Origin of the sequence: Kitasatospora sp. NPDC007106 (genome assembly GCF_040634455.1) — a bacterium.
GTDB lineage: Bacteria > Actinomycetota > Actinomycetes > Streptomycetales > Streptomycetaceae > Kitasatospora > Kitasatospora arboriphila.
This window is the reverse complement of record NZ_JBEYFP010000147.1, coordinates 1-11,920: the sequence shown is the minus strand read 5'-3', so window position 1 is coordinate 11,920 and position 11,920 is coordinate 1. Positions and strand designations below refer to the sequence as shown.

The 11,920-nt window shown below is 73.3% G+C and carries 12 protein-coding genes; 3 read left to right on the top strand and 9 right to left on the bottom strand.

Features of this window, described 5'->3' with window-relative positions; all coding sequences use genetic code 11:
* Positions 1–229: 229 nt before the first annotated feature.
* The 6 genes from ABZ641_RS15155 to ABZ641_RS15130 form a co-directional block, all read right to left on the bottom strand.
* The gene (locus tag ABZ641_RS15155) at positions 230–577 is read right to left on the bottom strand and encodes a hypothetical protein (protein ID WP_344624911.1); all 348 of its coding nucleotides are present in this window, start codon (positions 575–577) and stop codon (positions 230–232) included.
* A gap of 288 nt (positions 578–865) precedes the next feature.
* On the bottom strand, positions 866–2,305 hold the full coding sequence (locus ABZ641_RS15150) for a transglycosylase family protein (RefSeq protein ID WP_359982093.1): 1,440 nt from the start codon (positions 2,303–2,305) through the stop codon (positions 866–868).
* 138 nt (positions 2,306–2,443) lie between these two features.
* Entirely contained in the window at positions 2,444–4,264 is a 1,821-nt protein-coding gene (locus tag ABZ641_RS15145; RefSeq protein ID WP_359982090.1) for a hypothetical protein, read from the bottom strand.
* Positions 4,265–4,680: 416 nt separating this feature from the next.
* Positions 4,681–5,034 (bottom strand): hypothetical protein, encoded by a 354-nt coding sequence (locus ABZ641_RS15140; RefSeq protein WP_344624908.1) that lies wholly within the window; start codon positions 5,032–5,034, stop codon positions 4,681–4,683.
* Positions 5,035–5,041: 7 nt separating this feature from the next.
* A complete protein-coding gene (locus ABZ641_RS15135; RefSeq protein ID WP_344624907.1) occupies positions 5,042–5,206 on the bottom strand; it encodes a hypothetical protein in 165 nt (54 codons plus the stop codon).
* A gap of 323 nt (positions 5,207–5,529) precedes the next feature.
* Positions 5,530–6,111, bottom strand: a complete 582-nt coding sequence (locus tag ABZ641_RS15130; RefSeq protein WP_359982087.1) for a TetR/AcrR family transcriptional regulator — start codon at positions 6,109–6,111, stop codon at positions 5,530–5,532.
* 139 nt (positions 6,112–6,250) lie between these two features.
* On the opposite strand from ABZ641_RS15130, the gene ABZ641_RS15125 reads away from it, so the two are divergent.
* On the top strand, positions 6,251–7,225 hold the full coding sequence (locus ABZ641_RS15125) for a LuxR C-terminal-related transcriptional regulator (RefSeq protein WP_359982085.1): 975 nt from the start codon (positions 6,251–6,253) through the stop codon (positions 7,223–7,225).
* A gap of 293 nt (positions 7,226–7,518) precedes the next feature.
* On the top strand, positions 7,519–7,944 hold the full coding sequence (locus tag ABZ641_RS15120; protein WP_359982083.1) for a BrxA/BrxB family bacilliredoxin: 426 nt from the start codon (positions 7,519–7,521) through the stop codon (positions 7,942–7,944).
* Between the two features lie 62 nt (positions 7,945–8,006).
* On the opposite strand, the gene ABZ641_RS15115 is transcribed toward ABZ641_RS15120, so the two are convergent.
* From ABZ641_RS15115 to ABZ641_RS15105, 3 genes are all read right to left on the bottom strand, one after another.
* A complete protein-coding gene (locus tag ABZ641_RS15115) occupies positions 8,007–8,906 on the bottom strand; it encodes a phosphotransferase (RefSeq protein ID WP_344624903.1) in 900 nt (299 codons plus the stop codon).
* A 96-nt stretch (positions 8,907–9,002) separates the two neighbouring features.
* Positions 9,003–9,614 carry a DUF6461 domain-containing protein gene (locus ABZ641_RS15110; RefSeq protein WP_344624902.1) on the bottom strand — a complete coding sequence of 204 codons (612 nt, stop codon included), beginning with the start codon at positions 9,612–9,614 and terminating at the stop codon, positions 9,003–9,005.
* Positions 9,615–9,777: 163 nt separating this feature from the next.
* Positions 9,778–10,926 (bottom strand): hypothetical protein, encoded by a 1,149-nt coding sequence (locus ABZ641_RS15105; RefSeq protein WP_359982081.1) that lies wholly within the window; start codon positions 10,924–10,926, stop codon positions 9,778–9,780.
* A gap of 375 nt (positions 10,927–11,301) precedes the next feature.
* Between ABZ641_RS15105 and ABZ641_RS15100 the strand changes: the two genes are divergently transcribed.
* Positions 11,302–11,920 (top strand): WGR domain-containing protein (locus tag ABZ641_RS15100; RefSeq protein ID WP_359982078.1); only part of this gene is annotated, 619 nt, incomplete at its 3' end.

Genomic DNA, 11,920 nt, shown 5'->3' with positions numbered 1-11,920 from the left:
GGCGCGGCCCCGGTCGAGCCCGTCGCCCGCGGCGAGCCCTGCGACCCCGCCCCGCCGCCCGAACACCCGGCGAGGCCGGCCGTACCCAGCACGCCGGCCGCCAGGACGGCCCGGCGGGAGACGGTCCGCTCCGCCATGTGCCGACTCCCCTCTCTCGATTTCGGGTCTTCGCCGTGAGGTGCCCGCCGACGCCGTCGGCCACCACCGGTGCGGCGCCGCACGAAACCGTTCAGGCCTCGGGATCGGCGACGGCCGCGGCCCGCAGCAGCGTCACTTCCGCCTCCAGTTCGGCGACCCGCGCCTCCAGCCGGCTCACGTCCCGCAGGGCGTCCCGGCGCCCCTCCTTGTTGCGCTTGGCCACATCGCTCAGGGTGTCCACCCGGTCCGCGAAGGCATCGCGTTCGTCGGCGATCGGCTGCACGACCTGGACCGCGACCACCTCGGCGATCCAGTTCACCCACGCCGCGATGTGTCGCTCCCCCTCCGAGTCCCGGAGCACGGCACCGTGCAGCCCCGTGACCATGGCCGGGCCGATGGCCTCGGCGATGCGCGCCTGCGGACCGAGCGGCTCGGACACACCTGCTCCTGACGGTGGGAGGGACGGACGGCCACCGGAAGGCGACTCGCCACAGATTCTCCCACGCACCGCGCCTCCCCCCGCCTCTGCCCGCCTCTGCCCGCCTCCGCCCGGTGGCCCGCGCACGTCCGGCGCTGCCGCCCCCGTGACTCCCCTCCCGCCGAGCCGGGGGAACGGCGGTGGAGCCGGCCGCGCCGACGACCCGACCTGCGCGGCGGGGCGCCGGGCCGGGGGGACGGAAAAGCGGGCGTCCGGTCCGTGGACCGGACGCCCCTGGCCGGGTGCGGGTTACCGGGCGGTGGGGAGCTTGACGGTGAGGCTGGTGGGGACGCTGACCACGTCGTTGAGGCTGAGCTTGCCCGGGCCGAAGTCGGCGGCGGTCAGCGCCTTCTTGCCGCCGTTGTTGACGCACTGCCAGACCGTGGCGCTGTCGGGCGACAGGAGCAGGGTGCCGTTGCTCGGCGCGGTCCTGGCCGCGGCGGCGGCTTCCCAGGCACCGGGGACGGGGGTCAGCGGACGCTTGTCGTAGCCCAGGCCGGTGTAGTCGGCGTAGCTGAGGGGGACGGCCATGCCGCCGGCCATCACGTACACGCTCGGGTCGGCGCCGGAGGCGTTCTTGACGACGGTGCCGTCGGCCACCGGGCGGGCGACCGCGGTGGCGAGCCAGGCGCCGGGGACGCCCATCAGGGTGTGGGTGTCGTAGCCGTCGGCGGTCCACTCGTCGGCGGAGATGTGCAGGGCGGCGCCGGCGGCCATGACGTAGCGGCTCGCGTCGGTGCCGGACTGGTCCATCAGGACGATGCCGTTCGACGGCGTCCTCACCGAGGCGGCCTTGAGCCAGTCGGTCGGGACGCCCATCAGGGTGCGGGTGTTGTAGCCGTCGGCGGTCCACTCGGCGCCGGAGATGTGCAGGGCGGCGCCGTCGACCATGACGTAGCGGCTCGCGTCGGTGCCGGACTGGCCCATCACCACCAGGCCGCTGGGCAGTCCGCTCGCGGCGGCGGTGGCGAGCCAGGAGGAGGGGACGCCCATGTCCGGCCGGGTGTTGTAGCCGTCCGCCGTCCAGTCGGCGGCGGAGATCGGCAGGGCCGCGCCGGCCACCGCCACGTAGCGGGAGGCGCCGCCCGCCTGGTCGTGGACGACCGTGCCCGCCGGCGGTGTGGTGGGCAGGGCGTTGAACGCCGCGTCGTCCACCAGCACGATCCGGCTCAGGTCGTAGCCGTCCGGGCCGACGTCCGAGCCGGCCACCGGCAGGCCGGCCCCGCCGATCATCACCTTGACCGAGGGTCCGCCGGGCGACTTGACGAGCGTGCCGCTCGGCAACGAGGACGGGGTGGGGTAGGAGGTCGTGGCCGGGTACGGGTCGGCGTGGTCGCCGCCCAGGCCGGCCAGCGGACCGCAGTGGGGCCAGGCGCCCTCGCCCTGCGAGGCGAGGACCTTCTCGGCGATCAGGATCTGCTGCTGCTTGGTGGCGCGGTTGGCGTACTGCGCGTACTGGCTGCCGCCGTAGCCGAGCCAGGTGCTCTGGGAGAACTGGAGGCCCCCGTAGTAGAGGCCGTTCGCCGAGACGATCGACCAGTTGCCGCCGCTCTCGCACTGGGCGACCCGGTCCCACGTGGACACCGAGGCGGCGGAGGCGTGCCCGCCGAGTGCGAGCGGGGCGGTGAGGGCGAGCAGCGCGGTGGCGGTGAGGGCGCGTACGGACTTCTTGCGGGCACTGGCGGTCATGACGGGTTCCCCCCTGGAACGGAGCGGGTCGAGGTCGGGCGGGGCGGTGCGCGGGGCAGCCCGGGCGGGCCGGGCCGCCCCGTGGGCGCGGTGCTGGTGCGGTGCTCGTGCTGGCGCGGGCGCGGTGCGGGCGCGGGGTTACTGGGTGACGGTGGGGAGCTTGGTGGTGAGTGCGGTCGGGACCTTGACCACGTCGGTGGCGTTGTAGGAGCCCGCGGTGGCGGCCTTCTTGCTGCCGCCGTTGACGACCTGCCAGACCGTGGTGCTGTCGGACGACTGCAGCAGGGTGCCGTCGCTCGGGGCGGCCTTGGCGGCGGCCGAGGCCTCCCAGGTGCCGGGGACCGGCCGCAGCGGCTGCTTGTCGTAGCCGAAGCCGGTGAAGTCCGCGTAGCCGAGCGGGACGGCCATGCCGCCGGCCATCACGTAGACGGACGGGTCGGCGCCGGAGACGTTCTTGATCACGGTGCCGTTCTTCAGCGGACGACCCACCGCGCCGGCCTCCCAGGTCTCCGGGACGCCGACCACCGGCTGGTTGGCGTAGGAGGTGGTGAACTCGGCGTTGGTCAGCGGCAGGGCGGAGTTGTTGACCATCACGTACACGCTCGGGTCGGCGCCTGCCTGGCCCTTGATCAGGGTGCCGTCCGCGACGGTGGAGTCGACCGCGCCGGCCAGCCAGCCACCGGGGACGCCCATGAGCGACTGCCCGTTGTAGCCGTCGACGGTCCACTCGTCGGCGGAGATGTGCACGGCCGCACCGGCCACCATGACGTAGCGGTTGGCGTCGGTGCCGGACTGGTCCATCAGGACGGTGCCGGTCGGCGGGGTCTTCGTGGCGGCCTGGGCGAGCCATGTGCCGGGGACGCCCATGAGGGGCTGGGTGTTGTAGCCGTCGGCGGTCCACTCGGAGGCGGAGATGTGCAGGGCGGCGCCGCCGATCATCACGTAGCGGCTCGCGTCGGTACCGGCCTGGTCCATCACCACCATGCCGGCCGGCAGGGTGGCCTTCAGGGCGTTGTTCAGCCAGGAGGTGGGCACGCCCATGTCCGCGACGGTGTTGTAGCCGTCGGCGGTCCACTCCGCGCCGGTGATCGGCAGCGCGGCGCCGCCGACGATGACGTAGCGGCTGTTGCCGCCGGCCTGGTCGTGGACCACGCTGCCGGACTGGAGCGAACTGGGCAGGGCCCAGAACTTGGCGTCGTCGACGGTGACGACCCGGCTCAGGTCGTAGCCGTCCGGGCCGACGTCCGATCCGGCGACGGCCAGGCCCGCCCCGTTGATGATCAGCTTGACCGTCGGGTTGCCCGGCGACTTCACCAGGGTGCCGGTGGGAAGGGTCGCCGGGTCCGGGTAGCCCTGGGGCTCCGACGAGTCGACGATCTTGTTGTAGCGCAGGCCGTAGTAGCCCAGGCTCTTCAGGTACGAACGCGAGTAGGTGGTGTAGCGGGTCGGGTAGTCCGTGCCCGACTCGGTGAAGACATTGGCGTTGGTGTGGCTGCCGTCCGTCCAGCCGGCGAACAGGACGACGTGCGTGGCGCTGTTGATCGCGTCCCCGGGCTTGAGGTCATCGAGGCTGGCCAGCCGGGTCGAGACGGAGGGGAGGCTGTCGGTGGTCAGGCTGCTCGTCAGCTGCCACGCCATCGAGACGAGCCCGGAGCAGTCCTCGCGGTAGCGGCCGCCGGTCGCGCTGTCGGCCCACCAGCCGTACGGGGACTGGAGGCCGTGCGGGCTGTACGGGACGAGGTTGTTGACCCAGTCCTGGGCGCGCTGGATCGCCTGGGAGCGGGTGACCGGGCCGCCCGGCGCGGCGCCGCCGCCGAGCGTGCCGGTGGACGTCACCGACTGGTAGCCGGACACCACGGTGTCGGCGTGGGCGGGCAGGACGACCAGGGCCGCGGAGGCGAGGCCGGCGGAGAGCACAGTGGCGACAGCGGCGACGGCGGTGCGCTTGCGAACGGACATGAGGGATTCCCATCGAGGTTGATCCGACGAATGGTCGGAGGAGTGAACTGACTGGGCATGGCCCGGTCCGGGGCGCGGACGGCTGCCCTGCAGGAGCAGCCGGGACGTGGGACGAGGGCATGCCGGACGCGTTGGGCGCGCTGGGCGCACGGGATCCGTGGTACGGGGAAGGCGGTCCGTGAGTGCGGTGCACATCCGGTGCTCGAAACTCCGACCGGCCGGAGCAGCCGCGCTACGAGGAACAGCGCTCACCCGGGGAGACGGCGGCGTGCGGGATGTGACGGTGTGCGGCGGCCGAGCGGTCATGCGCTCCGGACAGCCGGACGCCTCGGCGTCAGGGCGTCAGGGCGTCAGGGCGTCAGGGCGCCCTGGTGATCGGATGCGCGGGTGCTCCGGCGGTGACGCCTTCCGGACGGTCAGCCGCTGCGGTCGTCGCGGACCGTGGCGGTGTCATCGGCTGCGCCGCTGTCGGGAGCCGGGGAGCTGTCGGGGGCCAGGTAGCGGCTGCGCAGCAGGGGCGAGGCCCGGTGGCAGCGGGCGAGCAGGGCACCCGCTCGCTGAACGGCACCCGGCGCCTCGGGGTCGGACGGAGTGCGGGTGAGGAGGTAGAGCAGGAGGTCGATGCGGTCGTCCTCACTGCGGGCCGACGCGTGTTCGAGACCGTCCACGGGCCGGGCGTGGGCCCACAGGGCCCCGACGACCTCGGCCGCTTCCCCCGCCCGGGCGGGTTCGGGCCGCCTGCGCTTCAGGCTGGCGTAGACGATGTCCATGCCTCCGTCACCCCCAGGTGAGGTTGTCGGACGAGGACGCGGTGGCGGACGGGGCGGTGACCGACGGGGTGACCGAGTCCTGGACGGCGGTGGCGGTGGGCGCGGAGAGGACGACGGTGCCCAGCGCGAGGGCGGCGACCGCGGTGGCCTGGGCGATACGGGTGCGGATCATGGCGGCACTCCTTGTGGTGACGTGACGGACGGGTTCGCTCTTCACCGGTCGTGCGTCCCGCGGTTGACGCTCCGTCCGGCTTGCCGTCCGGGACTGTCTCCCTGCCGGCGATCAATAGCTTCGCCCAGGCCGGAACCCCCGGAAAGGGTTTCCGGCTGTCGCCAACTCGCCTGGCGAGATACCGACATTAGATAATGTCCATGACAATACAGTCGGCAGGTACCGAGCCTGCAGGTGGAAGGGCCGACCGCGCGGCGCACGGGCGGGACACTCCCCCGGCGACAAGCGGCAGTTGCACCTGCCCGCCGCGCGGCGGGCCGTGCTCAGCGCGCGCGGAGGCCATTCAGGAGCCACTCGACGCGGGCGGTGGTGTCGTCCGGGTCGAGGGGGTCGGTCCCGAGCAGGAGGCGGTAGTAGACCGGGCCGAAGAGGAGTTCGACCATGGTGCGGGTGGGGACGTCGGCGCGCAGTTCGCCGGCCGCGACGGCCTTGTCGAGACGGTCCTGCCAGCTCTTGTTGCGCGGCTCGAGGAACTCGGTGAGCAGGTCGCCGGCGAGACGGGCATCGCCCTGGGCGTCGGCGACCAGGCCGCGCCAGATCGTCCCGAGGTCGGTGCCCAGGGCCTCGATGACCCCCTGGGCCGCGGCGCCCATGTCGGCGACGACGTCGCCGGTGTCCGGGACCCCGGAGAACGGTCCGGTGCGGTCGTTGAGGGCTTCGAGGACGACGGCCGCCTTGCTGGGCCACCAGCGGTAGATGGTCTGCTTGCCGACCCCCGCCGCCGCGGCGATGGCCTCGACGGTGACCTTGGCGTAGCCGTCGCGGGCGGCCAGTTCGAGAGCGGCGTCGAGGATGGCGCGGTGGGAGCGGGGGTTGCGCAGATCCGGATTCGGTACGGGGGCCATGACCACGGATTCTTTCACGAGACGGTCCGCCCCGTCTTGACGCGGTCGACCCCGTTCGACCAGCATGTGCGAAGCGAAACGAGACGTATCGACTCGTCGCTCTGATCAAGTGAATCGGTGCAGCTGGGGGGCTCACATCGTGCTGGAGACTGTCGGCCTGACCGCCGTGGCGGGCGCCGTGTACGAGGCCATGCTCGACCAGCCCGGCATGGGCGTCGACCAACTGGCCGCGGCCTGCGACCTGAGTCCCGCCCAGGTCCACGACAGCCTCGACGAACTCGCCGCACTCATGCTGGTCCGCGGGTCCACCGAGCACCCCGGGCGGATGCGCGCCGTCAGCCCCGAGATCGGACTCGCGGACATGCTCGCCCGCCAGGAGGCCGAACTCGCCGCCCGCCAGGCCCAGCTGGCCGCCTCCCGCGCCGCGGTCACCCGGATGGTCGCCGACCGCGCCGAACACCGCACCGCCCACGGACAGCGCCTGCTCGGCATGGACGCCATCCAGACGCGGCTCGAACAGATGGGCCGCGACGCCCAGACCGAGGTCCTGGGCGTCCACCCCGGCTCCGCCATGCGGCCCGAGGACCTGGCCGCCGGACGGCCCGCCAACGCCGACGCCATAGCCCGCGGCGTCACCATCAAATCCCTCTACCAGGACGCCACCCGCAACGACCCCCACACCACCGCCTACGCCCACTGGCTCCTCAGCCTCGGCAGCGAGGTCCGCACCGCCCCCGTCCTCCCCCAGCGCCTGATCATCGTGGACCGCACCCAGGCCCTCGTCCCCGTCGACCCCACCGACACCCGCAAGGGCGCCCTCCACGTCACCGAGCCCGGCATCCTCACCGCCCTGCTCGACCTGTTCGACCAGGCCTGGCACACCGCCGTCCCCCTCGGCGCGACCCGCCCCACCGACCCCACCAGCGGCCTGACCGGCACCGAACGCGAACTCCTCCGCCTCCTCGCCGCCGGCCTCACCGACGACGCCGCCGGCCAGCGCCTCGGCATCTCCTCACGCACCGTCAGCCGCCACATGTCCTCCCTCATGGAACGCCTCAACGCCACCAGCCGCTTCGAAGCCGGCATCAAAGCCGCCCAGCACGGCTGGCTCTGACCCCGCACCCACCAGCGACCCGGGTCCCCGGGGGGCGCCCGGGCGCGGACCGGCGACCTCCGGCGAATCGGGCCGACGGACTCGGTCCCGCCCCGCACTGCTCGCGGGGCGGGACCGGCGCTCTGCCAGGACATCAGTCACCGAGTCGGCGGGTCGGCGAGTCGGCGCGCGGTGGTGCCCCGGGACGGCGGACCGGCGACGCGGCCGGACCGAGCGGTCGAACGCGGCGCTGCGACCGGACCACGGATACGCTTCGTACAGGATTCATCTCTCTGCGTGAGGAGCCGCCCGCCATGCCGTACTCGCCGCTGCTGATCAAGCCGATGAAGGAAGAACTGACGTCGATCGGGTTCAAGGAACTGATGACCGCGGACGAGGTCGACGCCGCGATGGACGGCGCGAACACCGGCGTGACCCTGGTGGCCGTCAACAGCGTGAGCGGCTGCGCGGCGGGCATGGCCCGACCGGGGGTCCGCCTCGCCCTGGAGAGCGACGGGAAGCACCCGGACCGGCTCTTCACCGTCTTCGCCGAGCAGGACGTGGAGGCCACCGCGAAGATGCGCGGCTACTTCCCCGACATCCCGCCGTCCGACCCGTCGTTCGCCGTCTTCAAGGACGGCGAACTCGTCTACTTCGTCCCGCGCCACCGCATCGAAGGACGCAGCGCCCAGGCCGTGGCCGCCGACCTCACCGCCGTGTTCGACGAGTTCTGCCAGTAGTCCCGACCGGCCGCCACCGCCGAGACCGGCCCCGCCCCGCACTGATCGCGGGACGGGGCCTCTCAGCGGCCGTTCAGGACACGATCAAGCGCCGACCGGCCTGCGGGCCGCCACTCCGGCTTGCCGCCGGGCAGGCCGCGGTCCCCGCTCTGGCCCATCAGCATCAGGAAGAGGCTCTTCATCGCGGCCAGCCCGCGCGCCCGCCGCACCGCCGCCGCGTCCGCTCGCGCGTAGCCGTCGAAGAACCGTGCGGCGCCGCCGGCGGGGAGCAGCAGCCAGGCGGCCGCGAGGTCCCACGCCGGGTCGCCGGCGAAGAGCGCGCCGAAGTCGACGACGCCCGCCAGGGTGCCGTCCGCGACGACGACGTTCGCAGGATGGAGGTCGCCGTGCACCCACACCGGCGGGCCCTCCCACGCAGGGGCCGCGACCGCGTCGTCCCACACGGCCCGAACGTCGTCCTCGGGGACGGGGCCGAGGTCCACGGCCTGCAGGAAGTGCTCGAAGCCGTCCGTGCAGTCCTTGGGGTGAGCGCCGAAGTCCGAGGCCGTGGGCGCGTCGGCGGGGGCCTCCACGTGCAGGGCCTTGAGGAAGGCCGCCAGGGCGTCGGCCGCGTGGTCGCCGCGGGTGATGGAGCCGTGGTCCAGCGGCGTGCCCTCGACCCACGTCATGACGGTCCAGATCTTCGGGAACCGCTCGGACGGTGCACCGTCGCGCACCGGTGTCGGGATCGGAAGCGGCAGGCGCGAGGCCAGCACCGGCAGCCAGCGACGCTCCTTGAGCTGAAGCTCGGGCGAGTCGTCCATCCGCTGCATCCGGACGGTCAACCCGTCCCCGAGCCGCCACATCTGGTTGCCCCAGCCGCCCGCCACCTCACGGATCGGCAACTCGGCCAAGTCCGGATGCTGTTCCCGCAGCAGAGCGCGGACCAGATCCTCGCTGATCTCGATCTCGGATTCGACCACGAGCAGTCACAGTAGTCGAGCCGGGCGGAACGGGCCCGCCCTCCGGGAGATCCGGTTCCACCGACTCGGGCCCGGGTGGTCGCCGAGACCCTCCTTTCAGGGAATGTCCCAGGCGGGCGTGTTCTCGAAGACCTCGGCGTTGGGGATCTCCGCCGTCCTCAAGGGCCCGGTGAACCACGGTCGTTCAATGGTCGTGCCCATCACGCGCTCGGCCAGCAGGAACAGCTTCGGGCCCCAGAACTCGGTCGGATCGGTGACGTCGATCAGGCCGTCGCACCACGCGGGGTCCCAGCGCGTGTCACCTTCCCGTAGCGGCGTGACGGGCCCGTAGGCCTCCTCATGGACGACGAGGCCACCGTCGACGGCGTAGTGAACGGTGCTCCTGCCATGGACATCGAGGTGGATCCCGAAGCACCTCCCACCACGCGACAGGTCGCGCAGCACGCCGGGCACCGCTCCGGTCCATCCGACGAACTCCAGGGCGAAGACGACACCGCCGACCGTGCCCACGCCCACGTGGTCGCGGCGCTCGGGATACTCCGGTTGACGACCGTGGATTTCGTCGAGCGAAAGAGGTCCGGCAGCGTCCGGAGCGCCGCCGAACCTCCGTATCACCTCGTCCTCGGTGATCCCCTCGATGAGCGTGAGGACCGGATGGAAATCGTCCTCCTCAGCGGTCCAGCCGAACCGGTCCTCGTACACGGCCATGCCGCATGCATAGCAGTCGTTCCCGACAGCTCACGCGACCGCATCAGCGGGCCGTCCTTCATCGCCCGCCGCAGTGAAGAGCCGGACCCCGCCCGCACGCACGCGATGGTCTTTGCAGGTGGTTGTACGCTCAGCGGCCAAAGGCACGTAAGGGTTCGCCGGGTCAGTGGTAGGCGGCGTCCGTGTTCTTGGTCGGGCGTTCCTCGGGCGGCAGCGGCTTCAGCCCGGCCTTCGTCACCGCGACCGCGCGGGCCGCGTGGAACGCCTCGACCGGATCGCCCTGATCCGCCCAGACCTCGGCGCCGCACCAGCGGCCGATCAGCCGGAACTGCTCCACCGCCGCCTCGTACATCGCGGCCTCACCGAGGTGGTACGCCAGCAGCTGCCGCAGGCCGGGCAGCTTGTCGTTGTCGGCCGGCACCTCGGCCAGCGCGTCCGCCACCGCCCACAGCCGCTGCCGCGCCTCGGGGCCGATCGGGAGCGCGGAGCGGCGCTCCCGGAGCTCCGACAGGGCGTGCAGGTAGATGCCCGCGAGGGGGCTGCCGGCCGGCGCGCCGTCCATGGCGCGCTCGGCGAACTCCGTCATCTGCTTGTCGGAGCCGAACCACTTGGCGCACCAGTACTGCATGCCCTGCCAGTGGCCCTCGTAGTGGTACGGGGCGCGGGCGACGAGCCCGGCCCACAGCGGCCGGAAGCGGTCCGGCTGGTACTGCGCGCCGCGTGCCGCCGTCACCATGACCACCCACGGACCGGGGTTCTCCGGCGCCAGTCGGGTCGCCCGCTGCGCCGCCTCGATCGCCGCGGGGAGCAGCGCCCGGAACTCCGCCATCCGCTCCGCCGGTACCTCGCGGGCGTACCCCGAGCCGCGCACCGCCCAGGCGCGGTGCACCATCAGGTCCGCCTCCAGGGTGGCCGCGTCGCAGTCGCCCGGGTCCGCGTCGCGCCACTTCGTCAGCCACGCGTCGTCCTCGCGGGCGATCGCCCGCAGCAGCTCGAAGCGGTTCCAGTGCTCGTCCCAGTCGGTGCCGGCCGCCTTGATGTACGCGGCGGCCGCCCGCCAGTCGCCGCCCCAGACGGTGTTCGCCAGCTCCTGCGACTCCTCGCGCGCCCGCTCGCTCTGCGGCGGGCCGGACCGGCGCGCGTCCAGCGCCTCACGCGGCACCAGGCCGTACGCGGCGGCGTCGAAGGACACCGGCGCCCGCCGGGCGGGGGCCGACGCCGCCGGGGAGGAACTGCCGCCTGAGCCGCTCCGCATGCTGCGGACCACGGCGAAGATCAGGAAGATGACGAGCGGGGCGATGAAGTGTGTCACGCGCGGAGATGATCCCGACTCGAACAGCCGGCGGCAACTGCGTTTCCCGCCCGCCTCTGTGGCAGCCCCGCACCGTCGCGGCCGAGCTCGGCAGCTGCCCGCCGTAAGCCTTCGCCGGGAGGAGCGGAACCGAGCTCGACGCGGACGGCCACCGGTCCCACGCCGGGCCGGTCCACCGGCACGCGGAGCACGGCTGCATGGGCGGGGAGGGAGAGCACCGTCAGCGGCGGCTTCCGCGCGCAGTGCGGCCGGCCGCGGCCCGTCTCCGTTGCGCGGACGGCGTTCCCGTGGCGGGGCTGAGCCCGGCGGACGCCCTGTCGGTGGGCATGGCTACTGTTCCTCCCCTGATCAACCGTTCGAGGAGAGGGCGGAGCTGTGCGGCGCTGGGAGTTCGTCGAGGGTGGCTCGGACAAGTTCTGGGAGGCCGCGGTCGACGGTGTTGTGGTGACCGTGCGCTACGGCCGGTCCGGCACCGACGGGCGGGAGCAGAGCAAGGAGTTCCCGACCGCGGAGGCGGCGCAGGCGCACTTCGCCAAGACGGTCGCCGAGAAGGAGCGCAAGGGCTACCGCGAAGCCACCGCCGGTACGGCGCCCACCCCCGCGCAGCCGGTCGCGGCAACCCGAGCGGCCGCCGCCCCCGTCGCCCCGGACTCCCCCGCCCCCCAGGGCGCCCCCGCGACCACGACCGCGACCACGGACCTCCCGGAGACCCCGGGCACGCCGGACGCCCCGCTCGACGAGGACACCTTCGTCCTGCCGGACGCCTGGCGGCGGATCCTGATCCCCCGCCGCGGCGGCGTCGCCCGTGCGACGACCGCGCCGACGCGGAACGCACCGGCGAAGCTCAGCGCCCTGATCGCGGAGCAGGCGGAGTGGGTGGAGCAGGCGCTCGCCTCCTCGCACAGCGATGCCGACCTGGTCGCGGCCGCCCGCACGCACCTGGGGGGTGTCACCGACGCGCGGGGTGCCGCGGTGGTGGCGGCGCTGGTCGCCG

Excerpts from the sequence above, each read along its gene's own strand:
- ABZ641_RS15150 (WP_359982093.1), bottom strand. The coding sequence starts at position 2,305 with ATGACCGCCAGTGCCCGCAAGAAGTCCGTACGCGCCCTCACCGCCACC.
- ABZ641_RS15145 (WP_359982090.1), bottom strand. The coding sequence starts at position 4,264 with ATGTCCGTTCGCAAGCGCACCGCCGTCGCCGCTGTCGCCACTGTGCTC.
- ABZ641_RS15140 (WP_344624908.1), bottom strand. The coding sequence starts at position 5,034 with ATGGACATCGTCTACGCCAGCCTGAAGCGCAGGCGGCCCGAACCCGCC.
- ABZ641_RS15135 (WP_344624907.1), bottom strand. The coding sequence starts at position 5,206 with ATGATCCGCACCCGTATCGCCCAGGCCACCGCGGTCGCCGCCCTCGCG.
- ABZ641_RS15130 (WP_359982087.1), bottom strand. The coding sequence starts at position 6,111 with ATGGCCCCCGTACCGAATCCGGATCTGCGCAACCCCCGCTCCCACCGC.
- ABZ641_RS15120 (WP_359982083.1), top strand. The coding sequence starts at position 7,519 with ATGCCGTACTCGCCGCTGCTGATCAAGCCGATGAAGGAAGAACTGACG.
- ABZ641_RS15110 (WP_344624902.1), bottom strand. The coding sequence starts at position 9,614 with ATGGCCGTGTACGAGGACCGGTTCGGCTGGACCGCTGAGGAGGACGAT.